This is a genomic window from Candidatus Merdisoma sp. JLR.KK006 (genome assembly GCF_036941035.1).
GTDB lineage: Bacteria > Bacillota > Clostridia > Lachnospirales > Lachnospiraceae > Laedolimicola.
In genome coordinates, this window is sequence record NZ_JAYMNS010000017.1 from 23,703 (window position 1) to 39,778 (window position 16,076).

Annotated in this window: 14 protein-coding genes; 3 read left to right on the top strand and 11 right to left on the bottom strand. The window is 36.6% G+C overall.

The window, feature by feature from the left end:
* Positions 1 to 38: 38 nt before the first annotated feature.
* Together VSQ61_RS13585 and VSQ61_RS13590 are read left to right on the top strand one after the other, a co-directional pair.
* A complete protein-coding gene (locus VSQ61_RS13585) occupies positions 39 to 2,384 on the top strand; it encodes a type IV secretory system conjugative DNA transfer family protein (protein ID WP_303661735.1) in 2,346 nt (781 codons plus the stop codon).
* Between the two features lie 16 nt (positions 2,385 to 2,400).
* Positions 2,401 to 3,360 carry a hypothetical protein gene (locus VSQ61_RS13590; protein WP_303661734.1) on the top strand — a complete coding sequence of 320 codons (960 nt, stop codon included), beginning with the start codon at positions 2,401 to 2,403 and terminating at the stop codon, positions 3,358 to 3,360.
* Positions 3,361 to 3,416: 56 nt separating this feature from the next.
* On the opposite strand, the gene VSQ61_RS13595 is transcribed toward VSQ61_RS13590, so the two are convergent.
* The 6 genes from VSQ61_RS13595 to VSQ61_RS13620 form a co-directional block, all read right to left on the bottom strand.
* Entirely contained in the window at positions 3,417 to 4,103 is a 687-nt protein-coding gene (locus VSQ61_RS13595; protein WP_334344962.1) for an ABC transporter permease, read from the bottom strand.
* Positions 4,096 to 5,019: an ATP-binding cassette domain-containing protein gene (locus tag VSQ61_RS13600; RefSeq protein ID WP_334344963.1), complete on the bottom strand. Its 924-nt coding sequence runs from the start codon at positions 5,017 to 5,019 to the stop codon at positions 4,096 to 4,098. Before VSQ61_RS13600 ends, VSQ61_RS13595 begins: the two co-directional genes overlap by 8 nt.
* Before the next feature lie 1,410 nt (positions 5,020 to 6,429).
* The gene (locus tag VSQ61_RS13605; RefSeq protein WP_334344964.1) at positions 6,430 to 7,611 is read right to left on the bottom strand and encodes a zinc metalloprotease; all 1,182 of its coding nucleotides are present in this window, start codon (positions 7,609 to 7,611) and stop codon (positions 6,430 to 6,432) included.
* A complete protein-coding gene (locus VSQ61_RS13610) occupies positions 7,595 to 8,935 on the bottom strand; it encodes a radical SAM protein (RefSeq protein WP_334344965.1) in 1,341 nt (446 codons plus the stop codon). Before VSQ61_RS13610 ends, VSQ61_RS13605 begins: the two co-directional genes overlap by 17 nt.
* A 53-nt stretch (positions 8,936 to 8,988) precedes the next feature.
* On the bottom strand, positions 8,989 to 9,159 hold the full coding sequence (locus tag VSQ61_RS13615; RefSeq protein ID WP_334344966.1) for a hypothetical protein: 171 nt from the start codon (positions 9,157 to 9,159) through the stop codon (positions 8,989 to 8,991).
* A gap of 328 nt (positions 9,160 to 9,487) precedes the next feature.
* Positions 9,488 to 10,219, bottom strand: coding sequence for a LytR/AlgR family response regulator transcription factor (locus tag VSQ61_RS13620; protein ID WP_303661543.1), 732 nt, complete (start codon positions 10,217 to 10,219; stop codon positions 9,488 to 9,490).
* Positions 10,220 to 10,334: 115 nt separating this feature from the next.
* Between VSQ61_RS13620 and VSQ61_RS13625 the strand changes: the two genes are divergently transcribed.
* The gene (locus tag VSQ61_RS13625) at positions 10,335 to 10,910 is read left to right on the top strand and encodes an accessory gene regulator B family protein (RefSeq protein ID WP_303661544.1); all 576 of its coding nucleotides are present in this window, start codon (positions 10,335 to 10,337) and stop codon (positions 10,908 to 10,910) included.
* Here VSQ61_RS13625 and VSQ61_RS13630 read toward each other — a convergent pair.
* From VSQ61_RS13630 to VSQ61_RS13650, 5 genes are all read right to left on the bottom strand, one after another.
* On the bottom strand, positions 10,882 to 12,165 hold the full coding sequence (locus VSQ61_RS13630) for a sensor histidine kinase (RefSeq protein WP_303661545.1): 1,284 nt from the start codon (positions 12,163 to 12,165) through the stop codon (positions 10,882 to 10,884). The genes VSQ61_RS13625 and VSQ61_RS13630 overlap by 29 nt on opposite strands.
* A gap of 299 nt (positions 12,166 to 12,464) precedes the next feature.
* A complete protein-coding gene (locus VSQ61_RS13635) occupies positions 12,465 to 13,304 on the bottom strand; it encodes a nucleotidyl transferase AbiEii/AbiGii toxin family protein (RefSeq protein WP_303661546.1) in 840 nt (279 codons plus the stop codon).
* Entirely contained in the window at positions 13,304 to 13,897 is a 594-nt protein-coding gene (locus VSQ61_RS13640; RefSeq protein ID WP_303661547.1) for a type IV toxin-antitoxin system AbiEi family antitoxin domain-containing protein, read from the bottom strand. The genes VSQ61_RS13635 and VSQ61_RS13640 overlap by 1 nt, the downstream gene beginning before the upstream one ends.
* 147 nt (positions 13,898 to 14,044) lie before the next feature.
* Entirely contained in the window at positions 14,045 to 14,638 is a 594-nt protein-coding gene (locus tag VSQ61_RS13645) for a type IV toxin-antitoxin system AbiEi family antitoxin domain-containing protein (protein ID WP_334344967.1), read from the bottom strand.
* Between the two features lie 119 nt (positions 14,639 to 14,757).
* Positions 14,758 to 15,582 carry an AAA family ATPase gene (locus VSQ61_RS13650; RefSeq protein WP_334344968.1) on the bottom strand — a complete coding sequence of 275 codons (825 nt, stop codon included), beginning with the start codon at positions 15,580 to 15,582 and terminating at the stop codon, positions 14,758 to 14,760.
* Between the last annotated feature and the right edge of the window lie 494 nt (positions 15,583 to 16,076).

Consider the following 16,076-nt stretch of genomic DNA (forward strand, 5'->3'; position numbering starts at 1 on the left):
GGGAGCAGGCCGCGGAAAATTTAAAGGGAAACCGCGCTATGCTGCCCGTTAATGCCGGATACCTGATCTTATTCCTGCATATGCTACATTTTATTTTCAGGTTTCTCGTTTCCCTTTACCGACTCGATTACAGCTTTATCCCTCTGCACCCGGTATACCTTGTATTCTGGATAGTCGCTCCAATACTGCTTTATCTCTATGGCACAAAGTATTCTTTTTATAACTTCCATCAGATAAAGCTGCTCTGCCTGGGAAGCGTACTATCCTCCGCTTTCCTGATTCTGCTCTCACTGATTTACTGCGGATTGTCCCGTATTTTTCTCCCGGCAATCCTGCGCTTTCCCGTGGATGAGGCTTTTACAAAAAATATGGTATTACTGCTTGGACGTATAGTAACGCAGCTGCCCCTTATCCCTATCGGACTCCTCTTATCAAAGGGAGTCTTTTTTGCACTCCGGGATCCCGCGTGCCGCAAACAAGTACTTGCATACAAGATAACACATTCCATAGAGCCGGAATCTCAGAAAAAAAATGAGATTGCCTATAACATGAATATTGTCCGGGACATAAACACCGGGAAAAACATTACTATATATGCAAAAGACCGTTTCCTGCACACGCTGATTGACGGGACCTCCGGTACAGGAAAAACGTCCTCCACAATTCTTCCAGCTATCCGTGACGACTTAAATATGCGGTGCAAAGCAGAGGATATGCAGAAATTCCATGTAAAGCAGCTGGAATCCGCCGGCCTTATCGCATACTCTCCTCCCGCCAATACACGAAGTTTTTCCGTCAACGACTGCATTCCTATTGTAAAACAGCCGGAAAATATATCACCTGCAGACATTGACCACAAACTTAAGGATATACAGGAGAAGCTGGAAAATATCCGCCTTAATTATCCCATATGCGGACTTACCGTTCTTGCTCCGGACGATTCCTTAACGGACGATGTATGCCGCCTGTGCGATGCGCGCGGCATTCCATACAACCGGATAGATGCAGTCCGCGATGCAGACGGAAAGCACAAAAAGAACACTATCGGACTAAACCCGTTTTACATCCCTACCCATATGGAAGATGAGGCAAAAAACCAGATGATCGTAAAGAGAGCCGTCATTTTTTCCGATGTCATGCAGGCAATAACGGACTTAAAGGGAAAAGCAGACTCTTATTTTACCGGCCTGAACCGCCAGATGATTGCCAATCTTGCCATTCTGGTGATGGCAACCGTACCCATATTGCGAAGACGCCAGGCCACGCCTACGGACTTACAAGCAATCATCAACAATTTTAATTTACTTACGGAGTACGTCGATAAACTGGAAGAACTGGACCAGAGTACAAAACAATACGCCTTTATTATCCAATACATACGTGAAGATCTGCTCGGAAAAGGCAGGGACAAAATGGAGGATCAAAGCCGCGGTACCCGGAACATTATCAATGAGTTCCTGCTGATGCCTGCCAACAGGGAGATTTTTTGTTCGCAGAACAGCATTGATTTTGACCGGGCATTAGCTAACGGGGAAGTTACTGTATGCAACTATAATCTTGCCAGCGGCGACACCGATGCCGTTGCATTCGGACTGTTCTTCCTGCTTTCCTTCAATAATGCAGTGTTATCCCGCCCGGGAACGGAATTTACGCGCGTCCCTCACTTTTTCTATGTAGACGAGCTTCCCGTGCTGATCCATCCTTCACTTGAGAAAAACTTCTCATTATTCCGTAAGTTCCGAGTCGCAATGACTGTTGCAATCCAGACATTAGATCAGATGGAAAAGAACGAAATCACCAAATATTTGAAAGGCGTCATTCTTGGGTGCGCCCATATCATTGTATTTGGGCGGTCTTCCCTTTCTGATATGGAAATTTTCTCTGCCCTGGCAGGCGTGCATGATGTGGCAGAAGTACAGCAGTCAACAACGGAAACTGCCATCACTGACAGTTCTCCTCATTATTCATTTTCCAGCCGGGAAATGATAACACAGAAGAATTTCCTTGAGGAAATTGATATCAGAATGAAGGATTTTCAGGAAGTTACCTTCTTTACAACCAGAAACGGGCGCCCTCTTCCCGCTTTACAGGGAATTGTGGAATTCCTAAAACCCACGGACTGGGAGAACATAAAGAGAAACAACATTGTCTTTTATCCGGTTACTGTCAATACGGACAGCCCTATTCCTGATGATTTGGATATTCCTGATGACATCATACCCTCCCAGGAGCAGGAAACAAGCTACAGCTTCCTTCCTGGAACGCCATTAAGCTATTTTCAGAGCGCAGTCAAAAAGCCCATATCGAAAAACTCAGGGAATACAGACCAAACACCCCCAAATTCACTGCCTGACGGCAGCGAAAATATTGATGATATTCTATAAAATATAAGGAGGACTTATGAACTATAAAGAAATAGCAGAAACGGAACCTTTTACTGCAAAAACCCCTTTCCATATGAACCCCGGGTGGGAACTTTTGCTCGAAAACAGCAATAAAAACTGCAGCCACTCTGAGATTGAACTTTTACTGCAAAAGCGGATTATCAATCTTATCGATATTGAAATAATGAAGATTTTGGCACAGTATCCATACACAAACAGCAATAATATAACATTCCTGCTTAACCACACGCTCCATCAGGGCTATCAGAAACCATCCTACCTAAGCAACCTGAATAAACTGAAAAAAGCCGGAATTATTCTTCGATATGCCTTTACAGACACCGCGAAGCAAACAGACGGAGTATTGGCTACTGCCTCTCCGCTCCGTCTGTACTGTTTATCCCAGGCAGCGCATACATATATGGCCTCCATCACCCCGGACTGCCATCAGGCAGCTACTGCATCCATTTCCACTGTCCGCAAGCTGGAGCTTGCATCGTTAAACCAGTTCCTGATACGGTTCCAGCAGCATTACAGCACCCATATCGCCTCATTGCAATACTTAAAAAGCACAAAAATCGGCTCTACTCCTTTTACCATTGATGCTGCCCTTTGCTGTAGTGCAACACATCCCGTTTTCAAGGAGAAAGAGCATATCTGGCTTTTTATGTTCTCCTGCAGGGAGTATGGAAACTGGATAAAAAACAACCTTACCCGGCTTAAAATGCTGCACATCTGGCTCCAAAGGCACTCTGATGAATACCTTGCGCCATTCGTTATCTACCTGACAGAAAACCTGTCAATGGCGTTGACGTTATACTCTCACATACAGAACGTGCCACTATTAGAAAGCTTTCCCGTATATTTTTGTCCGGACAGCCTGCTGGTATCCTCCCCGCCTCTTGATTCAATATATTCGTGCGAACTAGAAGAGGACGGACATTTGACAGCAATACGGCATTCTATTTCTTTTTAATCAAAAGTAAGTGGCAACACATTCATATATCTATTGCCACTTACTTTATGATCCGCCTATATATCTACCTTTTCAATATTATAAATTGTAAGAAAAACTGAAATAATGGATAAAATAAACAATATGATATAGAATGCAAGGTTATCTACCAACGTATACGCCCCTATGTTTCCTTGAGTTAGACATACTAGGATAACCGAGCTAACTATAGTTGCTTTTGAAGACTTCATTTTGACACCAACTAATAAAGCAATAAAACAGATACTAATCATCATTATGGAACTTATGATAATTTGAGAATAGAATGAAAACTCGCTAAAATTGACTCCCCTCATATCTACATCGATAAACCGACTTACAAAACTAAAAATCCCATATGCCAGAAGTTTAGTTATAATTAATGCAGCTATATTAAAAGTCCAAACTGACAGCATTTGAGCCAATAGTATTTTTTGTCTTTTTATTGGATATGAAAACATCAAGTAGATTGTTTTGTTCTTATAGCCGCTAACAATAAACGATGCTAACATTGTACTTGCAAACACAATATAAGACATATTAGCAAACAATTCTATACTTACGCAGAGAATACTTTTATTATACAGTTCCGCCGAGTCCTCCATTTTCATTTCTCCAACCATGAATAAAAGCAATATAAGTAAAATCCCCGTCATAATACAAGCATTGCGCATATATTTTCCGATATGATTCTTCTTCCATTCCAATTTAATCATTTTAATCATTTTTTTCACCTTCTCCCATTAAATGCATGAAATAATCTTCCAGATGTTCTGCCTTTTTGCCAATAGAAATGATTTCATTTCCTTCAAGAAGCAACGCTTTGGTTATCTCTTGAGGTGTGATATTTTCACTATAAATGCGAAGCATGTTTTCACCAACTATTTTATAATCATCATTTAAAAGAAAACCTCCTAATGTCTGCATCGCCTTTCTTACATCCTGCACTTCTACTTCAATATAAGGCGAACGCATTTGAGAGATTTCTTTTGTTGATATTTCTCTTATCATCTGCCCATGATTAATAATTCCAACTGTGTCTGCAATATCTTCTATTTCGGAAAGAATATGTGTTGAAATCATTATTGTTACTCCTAATTCTTCCTTAAGCATACGAAACAGGTCTCTCATTTGCTTCATCCCTATAGGATCCAATCCGTTTGTCGGCTCATCAAGAATCAAAAGTTCCGGCTTAGTTAATACAGCTCTTGCAATTCCTAATCTTTGTTTCATTCCCAACGAATACTGCTTCACCGGTTTTTTAGATGCATCTTTCAATCCCAGTAAATCAAGAGCATTCTCTATTCCCCGTTGGTTATCATATCCGATATACTCGCAATGCAGTTTCAAATTACTTTCTCCGCTAAGGTGTTCATAAAACACCGGAAACTCTATGATACTCCCTATTCTTTTTAAAACTTCATAGGATGTTGATGTCAATTTTTCTCCAAATACTTCAATTGTCCCCCCTGTCGGCTTCCAAAAATTCATTATCATCTTCATTACAGATGTTTTTCCCGCGCCATTGGGTCCCAAAAAGCCGTATATCTCTCCTTTATTAACATGAATATTAAGATTCGAAATAATACTTCTCCCTTTAATATTTTTTTCCAAATTTATAGTCTGCAAAATATATGACATATTGTAAACCTCCTGCATCCTGAAACTAATTTACCAATATTTCACAATAATAAAATAATTATTATACAACATTAACCAATACTTTTCCTTTTTCAAGAGGTGCGCTATCTATGTCCAGCATGCGCACCTCTTAACTTATATTACCAGCAACATGCAATGATACCGAATGCCGGCGTTGTCACTTCCTCCAGCTCTTCAAGCTCTTCAAATCCCTCTACGAACTCTACACGCATCTTGGTTTCCTCCTCTCTGTTTGATTGTTGACTACTTATGTTTCCACTGCCTTACCAGCAGCATGCAATGATACCGAATGCCGGTGTTGTCACTTCCTCCAGCTCTTCAAGCTCTTCAAATCCCTCTACGAACTCTACACGCATCTCTTTTTCCTCCTTCTTTTGATTATTGACGCCTTAAGGTTTTCTGCCTACAGGCAGCATGCAATGATACCGAATGCTGGTGTTGTCACTTCCTCCAGCTCTTCAAGCTCTTCAAATCCCTCTACGAACTCTACACGCATCTTGGTTTCCTCCTCTCTGTTTGATTGCTGACTACTATGTTTCCATTGCCTTACCAGCAGCATGCAATGATACCGAATGCCGGTGTTGTCACTTCTTCCAGCTCTTCAAGCTCTTCAAATCCCTCTACGAACTCTACACGCATCTCTTTTTCCTCCTTTTCATTTGATTATTGACACCTTAGGGCTTTCTGCCTAATGGCAGCATGCAATGATACCGAATGCCGGTGTTATCACTTCTTCCAGCTCTTCAAGCTCTTCAAATCCCTCTACGAACTCTACACGCATCTTGGTTTCCTCCTCTCTGTTTGATTGCTGACTACTATGTTTCCATTGCCTTACCAGCAGCATGCAATGATACCGAATGCCGGTGTTGTCACTTCTTCCAGCTCTTCAAGCTCTTCAAATTCTTCTACGAACTCTACACGCATCTCTTTTTCCTCCTTTTCATTTGATTATTGACACCTTAGGGCTTTCTGCCTAATGGCAGCATGCAATGATACCGAATGCCGGTGTTGTTACCTCTTCCAGCTCTTCAAGCTCTTCAAATCCTTCTACGAACTCTACACGCATCTCTTTTTCCTCCTTTTCATTTGATTATTGACACCTTAGGACTTTCTGCCTAATGGCAGCATGCAATGATACCGAATGCCGGTGTTGTTACCTCTTCCAGCTCTTCAAGCTCTTCAAATCCTTCTATGAACTCTACGCGCATCTCTTTTTCCTCCTTTCCGTTTGATCATTGACACCTTATATCTCGCAACATGCAACGATACCAAATACAGGCGTAACTACTTCTTCTAAAGATTCCAACTCTTCAAACCTTTCAAGAAATTCTGTTTTCATCTCAGGTTCCTCCCTTTCTTATATTTACTATATTTAAAAATATAATAATTTTATTTGATGCTGGCGACATTTTTAATAAACTTAGCCATGTTCAAAACTGTAATAAACCCAAAAAAGAATATAACTAATATAAATATATGTATACTCGAAACATTTAACAGGTTGAAAAAGTGAAGTATCGACTTCAACAATCCTACACAGCCCCAAATACTTATTATATATGCCAGCAATATATATGATATTAAAAACATGTCCTCACGCTTATTTACTATTGTATTCATTTTCTTAGGATTCTTAATAACTTGTCCTATCATAGTCAAAGCTTTCCACCGTGCGCCTTCTATGCCGAGCATAATTGCCAAAACCTGATATCCATCACTTGTTCCTATTGGCAAAATGCAACTTATTATACATCCAATATTAACTAGTGCGCCTATCATAAATACCCATGAATCCGATGACAAACAGAGAATAAGATACATCAAAACCTGTATAAAGTTCATAAAAGTACCCATTAAAAGAACTTTTATTTTTTCCTTACTTTTATGAATACAAAAATTTTTGTACCGCACATAAAATATAGGACTTATTCCCCAAATAAACGAAACATTTATGCTCTTCCATTCTATTCCGAGCTTTTGAGCCATCAGCAGATGACCGCTTTCATGTAAAACAATAGCCAATGCGGATATAAAAGCAATCGCAATCAATGATTTCAAGTCTACGTTTTCTATAGAAAACTTCATATTACTCAGCTCATTAATGATATGTTCACGATACAAAATTAACCCCGCAAGTGACATCATTATAATTAACACTGAAATAATGCAAACAACATTAAAACACGCTTTCCATACATTCCGCTTCCTATTCAATTTTTCTAACGGGATCTCTAGAAACTTCTTGCTATTCAAATCAATGGTAACTTTAGTTTTTATACCCTTATCATCATCAAACAGATTATATCTCTGCAACATTTGACAAATGACATTCAAAGAAATTTTCCCCTCAGATATTTCTCTGCACTTTTGATCTAATTTCAAAGAATCTCTCTCTTTCAAAGCATATGGTATAAATTCAGCAAAGAAGTTATATTGAGCTGCATTAAGCTTAAAATATTGTGATTTTTTATCGCTGGACATAAAATATTTCACTTTACCTCCAAATTCATCCTTTGATACACATATGTCATCAATAATTGGAGGAATATATCCACTAAATAACGAATCCATCTTCCATCAGCCTTTCTGATAAATTTTTGTAATTTTTCAAGAGATTTGTATAACTAATACTTTTTTTGTCGAGTTTTGCCAAAAACTTAATACATTCCTCCATAATGGCTTTCTGATATACACATCGCGGAGGGCAAATTTCATACATATTCCCATTTGATAACAATTGGATCCCTTTACAAAATACCACGCATATGTTTCTTGCAATACATTCCTGACAGGTACTACTATTAAACCGGGAAACATTAGCATAATCCTTTATAATCTCCCCACGCAGACCATTTTCAGAGTCACCTATACAAGCCTTTGCACTATTACAAAACATTTGGCAAGGATAAGCTTTACCATCCGTATCGATTAACAAAGAATGACCAGATGTACAATTCCCTACAATCTTTTTATGCACAATCTGAAATATCGGTGCTACAAGACCCGTAGGTATAATTCCAGGCTCACTGCTTATCAATCTCTCTAAATAAAATTCCGCCAATTCCCTAATAAACGCATCTAATGTTTCCAACTCCTGCGCTACAGACAAATCCTCAGCGTCACTCTCCACAGGTATTGCTAAATAATTAGAACACCCTGTAGCTTCAATGCTTTTCGCCCACTCTATCGCATATCCTGGTTTATATTGCTTTAAATGATTTCGATTAATGGTGGCCTGTAAAACAAATTTTAAATTATGCCGCTGCAAGCATTCGATGCCTTTCATAACTTGATCATAAACACTATCTGATGTATATCCGATTCGAGAAAGATCATTCAGTTTCTTTCCCCCATCAAGGCTGATCGCGACCCTAATATTATATTTCTTAAAAAACTCTGCCATATCATCAGTGAGCATTACCAAATTAGTAATAATAGAAAGCTTTGGTATTTCCAATTTGTTTTGCTCAAAATAGCTGATTAATTCCGGCACAAAAAGAGAAATTTCTTTAAAACCAATTAATGGTTCTCCCCCAAAAAATGAAATGCTTTTTATTCCTTCCGAATATTCTCTTAAAACCATTTTTACTGCTTTCATGTACATATCCGCAGATAAAATTTTGGGCTTATCTGAAACATTGCCATATTCGCCTTCACCGGCATAACAATATTTACATCTTAAATTGCAAGTTCTGGCTGACATAAAGGTAATCCCAACTTTTCCCTCGCCTAATCGCAGCTTTCTCTCTTCCTTCTCCATCAATTCACATTCAGGAATCTGCATTTTTTCAACATCTGATCCTTTTTCAATTTTTGCAATCTGAAATGATGACGGTAAATATAAAACATCATAATCTTCTTTTTCACATTTAACAATGAATGCATCTTTACTCATTTTTCTCTCCTTTACAGTTTTTTAGATTTATTAAACACTATAGAAGCTTGCATCTATCTGTTTTTGTTATTCTTTTTGTCAACGCTGTTATCATCTTGGCTTCCACCAGACATCAATTTGGCCGGTACTTCAAAATCATACATTCCTAATGTAATAGATTTACCCAGACCAAACTTTCCAAAGCCACATAGCATATCAATACTTTTTTTCCTTAAACCTTTCATTGTTGAATCTCCTTTTCAAATGATTTATTTGATAATGCTACTTTATCATGCATTACAACAGATCATACGCTTTTTTCTTAAAAGAACTTCTTTACATAGTTAACGTATTTTAGCTGTTTCTTAAATAACGTTTAAGTAATAAAAAATAGCTTAAACGTTTTATTCTCGTCTTATGCGTATACTTTTACAATAAAAAACAACCCGCAGAAAACATATCTAGCGAATTGTCTTTCTTATTATGACATTATACTTAAAAACCATGTAAAAATTCCATCTCACTGGGATGTAGAGAAGTGAATCCTGAAAGAATAAATACAGAAATGGATATTTATATTTGGCTTCTTACATGTCCGAACATTCTATGAGAAATAGGACATTCTGCCTCATTTTTCATAATAATAACTTTATCAGCATATAAAACTTCTTTTACATTATTCTTGTTCACCAAATAAGCTCTATGACAACGAATAAAATCTGTTCCAACTTCATCTTCAATATCTTTCATTTTGCCAAAAAATTCCATTGACTTATTTTTTGTATGTACAACTAATTTATGCTCATTAACAGATGTTTCAAAGAACATAATATCATCGTAAGCCAATGTTAATTTTCTTCCGCCCCTTGTAATAGTAATAGTTTTTCCTCCGCCTCTCGAAATTTTCATATATTTTCTATTTACATTTTCTATGCATTCACATATTCGATGCTGCAGTTGATGTGGGTCATCTTTTAAAATAAAGTCTAAAGCTTCTACTTTATATTGAAATGTTATAAAGGACATTTCTGAATGAGATGTTATAAACACTATAAATCCTCTCGGATCATATTCTCTTATTTCTTTAGCAAGCATTAATCCATTCTTACTTGCTTTTAGATCTATATCAAGAAAATAAAGACCAGTATTTTCCGATTTTTTTAATTGCTCTATCAATTCCTCCGGATTATCTGTGCTTATACGTAATTTCATATCATATTCCTGAATCAATATAGCTGCCTTAACATAATGAGCTATAATATCTCTCTGCTCCTTAATATCTTCACATATATATACATCTATCATATTCGATATCCTCCATTACGCTTAAGCTATTTTTTCCTTACGTTTAAGAAATAAAACACTACTTTCTAAATCAATTCATTATAATTAATATTAAAAAATAAAAGGCGGTTATTATATGAAAAATTTAATCAGTTATGTTGCAAAAAAAATAATCAATATACTTGATAAAGACAATCAGTGTTCAGAAATAGAACTACTGCAAATGTTTTTTGGACTTCAAAATATTTTATATAATGTTGTTATTACTGCATCTATTTTGCTTATATCGTTAATTACAGACAATTTTATTGAAACTCTTCTGATATTTACTTTTTTTGGAATATTGCGTATCATTGCCGGAGGATATCATTGTAACAGCGTTGAAAAATGCATAATAACTACCTCTCTAGTCATGATTGGCGGTGGCAAATTTATACAGTCCATACACATAAGTCAATCTATATGTATTACTATATGTATTTTAGTAAATATCGTATTTTTTTCTTATATACCAAAGGGTACACACAATAATCCTTACTCTCTAGAATATAGTGTTAAGCAACATAAACGCTTAAAAATAGTTGCTATTTTATTATCCATAATCTCTATTTTATCAAATTCTATACTGCGTGGAGCAATTGTTTACTCAATGTCCATTGTTGCAATTTTACTAATTCCTACTATCAAGCATAAATTTCCAATAATTGAGTAAAGTACCCTGCTTCATATTCTGTGTCCATAATCACATTATCGTAATCATTAGTAATAGTTTTAATATTGTACAAACCCGCTCCTCTACGTTCCCCTTTAGAACTGATACCTATACTTCCTAGCTTGCTGTAGTCAATATCATGCTTAATATATGTATTTTTTATAATAAATGTTATATCTCTATTTATTTTCATTATGCTAAAACCAATACTAGGGTTCTCACATTCTTGACAGGCTTCTATTGCATTATCCAATAAAATACCTATGATTCTTACCAAATCAACACCCTTCATATTGATCTCCTCAATTTTTTCAGTTATTTCAAGACTTACTTCTATATTGAGTTCTAAAGCGTGATTTATTTTAACGAAAATTAGGCTTTTCAGTTCTACAATATCCAAATTATGTAATATTGCTATGGCATCATTTGCTTTTATAAGCTGATTACTGATTGGAAATATCTGCTTATCATAATACCTTTTTAAGCCTTCCATATCATTACCCTCAATATAACCCGCCATACTCACCATAATATTTGCATAGTCATGCTTAAAAACCCTGAGATTTTGATAAAGCTCCTCAATCTGAGACATATATTCCTGAAGATTATCATATGAATTTTGTTTCAATATTATTTTAGCATTAGTATCATACTCTTTAACAATTGTTGTCACCATTGAAAATGTTAATAAAAAATACCCTATATATAATATTATGCTACTAAAAAGAACCGATGATGATGATCCCACCTGCTCAGCCACAGTTATATGCATAACAAAAATAATCATACATAATGTCAAATCCATTCCCAAAATTGCTAAAATCTTTGGGGATAATATCAATTCTTCCTTTTTTTTCAATTTTACTATTTTTCTCGACATTAATCGGCATACCACAATAAAAATTGGATAATCCACAATCATATAAATTGGCCAATGTTTACTAACATTCAATCCTATTATATTCCAAACAAAATGAGTCAAATTATCTACAATTACTAATAAAGTATACGAAAATACTATTAGAAATACATTTACTAGCCAATCCTCTTTTTTTAACCACACTATATACAAAATCAATATTAAAAACATTGGTATAACAAATAGACTGCCAATTATATTGCCAATAAATACTATATTGACAGCAAGAGCAACAGTAATAACAATGTTTTGAAAAATATTTAAACGAAAAGTCAAACAGCTGTTGAATAATAATAAATATGTAATAACACTCATTATTACAATCTGTATTTCCATATATCTGATATCCTTTCCACACATCAAACTTTGGAAGCGGCATTCTTCTAGTTTTATTTTATTTTAATTATAATTGAACTTCAACAATCTGTACACGACATACATATTTTTGTCCCAATGTACAATACAGTGATTCAAAGAGACATTCCAACTCCGAAAGCGAGAAGCGTTATTACGACAATGGCAATATTTCCCGCATTTTACAGGCACTGTAATTCCAGTCGATGAGTTACGATACTTGTCACAAAAAACCTCGTAATCGAATCCTGTATATGCTATTGATGTATTGCACTATGATTTCATGCACCTAATTTGAATAATACCCGAACAGAATTAATAACTGTTTCCCAATCAATATTCTTTGCATATGTGAAACTTTTTTGATAATTTATCCAAAGACGTTCCATAACAGGATCTTTTTCCACATCATCAAGGATTGCTAAAACATCCTTGAGCATTTCCTGCGTTCCACGCTTTTTTGAGGTGGCAATCAGAGCATCACGAAAGACATCCGCGTCAATGTTTTCAGCGTGAATCTGCTGAAGGATATGAATGTCATAAAAATCTCTCATACGCGTATTGGCAACATTACGGCTGATAATGGTTTCAAGTTTTTCCGCAAGCACTGTTTCCAGATTGTAGGCATATATCTCAATAGATCGATCTTCAAGCATAAGTTTGAAACTATACCTTATTTCACTTGGAGTAATTACATCGCCAGTAGATATGTCAATCTTGAGAGGCGTTCTTACTCCATCAAAGAAAGCTTCCATACCGACCCGAACACCGGGATATTCTGCCTCATCCATAATCCGTGAAACACTTTTTATCCGAAACTCCACGCCATCTTCTATTTGTTCGGATATAATCGAAGTTACAATTTTCTCCACATCTTCTATAGTAATATTGACACCCTTTACCGTTGCATCAAGATCCATGGTAGAGCGTGAATCAAGCCCCACCATCGCTGCAACTAACATGCCGCCCTTTAATATAAATTTGTCTTTGTAATCAGATACCGAAATACGTTCCAAAAGGCGCTCCATCATATAGTTTCTCATTAAAATCTGGGCATCCGCAGAATTCTTTTTAGAAAGATTACGAATTAAGTCTTTTAACTGCCTTGCTGAATTTATCATTATAAAAGCACCTCCAGATATTGCCGAAGCAATTTTTCTACATGGAAAAAAGCCGCGTACTGCATAAGTTTTCGCAAGTTCTTATCTTTCCGCAAAACATATTGCTTTAATGCGTTTTGGAATACCTGCATTTCAATATTACTCCGACTCCTCAAAAGATCACAAATTGTCCGTTCCATATCATAAATCGGCACCATATTGCCAAAAGGAGTCTCTGCGCCAATTATCCCAACTCCATGCAGCTCTTTTTTAATCGTATAAACCTTAAAGCCATCTCCGCAGAGCCGAGTCGGATTATAACCAGTTTTTACAGTAATGGAATATACTGCGGGCTCCCGATCGGTAAGGTCATGAAAAAATAATGCCGTCTCATGAGAAAAGACAGCCTGACTGCAACGAAGATGAAGCAGATACATGGCGTCTGCCCATGAATCAGGAGAAATATATACGCCATGAGCCACCTGTTCAAGCTTATGTTCCCGTACATAAGCATAGAAAACAGGCTTGCTTATATTAGCCTCTGTCACCTGAGAAGTCTGGATAATGCCTTTGTTTTGTCGAAGCAACTCGTCAATTTGTTCAAACTTATTCATATAAATATTCCTTTCATGCTAATATTGTAAACCAAATTAGCACAAAAGGAAAGATAAATTTTTTAGAAATAGTTCACTCAAATTTTCCACACACCTTTTTCTTCTTTTTCTTAATGAACTCTTTAAGCTGCATAGGATCTCTAGTTATCACAACAATACCTCCATATAACGCAGTATCTTGGGTCCCACCCGTAACTGTTCGGCATACTTCATCAGTTTATGAATATTTTTTTCCTTAGAAGCTGCGTATCGCTTCATTGCTTCATTTACAACTTGAATATCGCTGCCACTTCCACGCACAATATCGCACAACGTCCTTTCAAGATTATATATCCTGATAGGATTTCCGCTTGGTGATTTTATTTCAATAATTCCAAATGAATAATTATCTGGTATAACGCGTCTGATTATGACACTTTCCTGCTTCAGAGAAGGGGCATTATATCCTTTAGGAAACGTCATTGTATATTTCGCTGGCGTCCTGTCTGAATATCCGAGTAAATACAATGACGTATCATGGGAATAAATCCCTCGTCCATATTTACATTGAAGCAGATAAAAGTCATCTTCCCATGTATCACTTCGTATATAGAGCCCTCGCCCATAACGATATAAATCTCCGGCCTCTACAAGCTCTTGCAACACACTTCGATGCACCCCACATTCTGTCACCTGTTTTGCAGTAATTGTTCCGCTTGGGGAATTTTCTAATAATAAATTTATTGTATCCTTAGCCTGCACAGCAATCACTCCTTTGACTTTTCACACATCAAATTACACAAAAATAATGTGTGTTTGTCAATCTCATTAAAACTATAAAACAATATAAGTATGAATACCGTGCACAACTGGCAAATTGCCTATCCCTTCTTTTGACTTTCCTCCAATTTTTGCCTTAATTTCTCTATCTCCTTCTCATATTTTTCCCTAAGAGCCTCCTGTTTTTCATCGAACTGCGCTTTTATATCAGCTTTTTCCTTCTCATGCTTTCTTTCAATATCCAGCAATTCCACCTTATGCTGATATTCTGAATCTTTTATCCGACTTTCAAGTTCCTGCACTTTTATATTAAGCTCCTTAATCTGGACATCTCTCTCCTGCATCTGCTTCGGGTATTCCTGATACTCGCTTATTTTTGCCTGAAGCTCTGATACATTCTGGCTCAAAATATCATTCAGTCTTTCCTTATCAGACAATATAGAGGCATGCTGATCTGCCTTCTGCTGCATTTCCAGTCTTAGTCTTTCCGTTTCCATTTGTTCATTATGCAGGCTGGTCTCAATCACCTTTTTCTCTTTTTCCGCCCCATTATACAATTCTTCGTATGTCTGCTTATGCTTCCTGGCACCCTCTAAGGCTTCCTGCAGCTCGGCGATCATAGTATCCTTGGAGTCCAGAAGTTTCTGCACATCCACCCTTGCTCTGTCATCCGCCGTTGACAGTGCTTTTAACACATCGGCAAATTTTGCCGACAAACACCTTTGATATTTCTCAAATACATTCATATCTTCTGAAAACTGCGGATTTGCTTCCTGTATCTTTTCTCTTTCAAAAGCTGCCAACAATGCATTCAGTGCAGCATCCTGATTTGAAAACGCCTTCGCTGCCTCCCGAAACCTATCCGCAGTTTCCTGCTCTATGCGAAACGGCGTTGGAGCCTTTGCTTTTTTCTCAGTACCTGACATGCCTATATCCTCCCAGACTCTTTTTCTTTTATTATACACCATTCTTGCTCTTTTTCAATATGTAATACATTACATAGTTTTTTATTGAAATATTTTTTTATTTATATCTTAAAAAGGTGTATTACATTACTATGTATTACATTATTTTTCCTTGTAGTTTCAATATTTTTTAATTTTTATGCGTAATACATTATATTGATTTTTTGAAATATTTGTTATATAATCTAATCAAAGAAAAGTATTACAAAGGCGGTGATTATATGGCAGCTCCCCAATTCCTATACGCCGAATATTTAAGGCTATTAGAACGTGTAATTCTCAATAAGTCCGGGTTTTACCACTGCAAACCGGAGACCCTATGTGTACTGCGCCAAATTCTATACACAGAATATCCGTATCAAGAAGATGACATAGAGTACCTAATGGACATGACAAACTACTACATACGCAAATCAGGATACACTGGCAGAAAATCACGTTTCCCAATCAGCAAG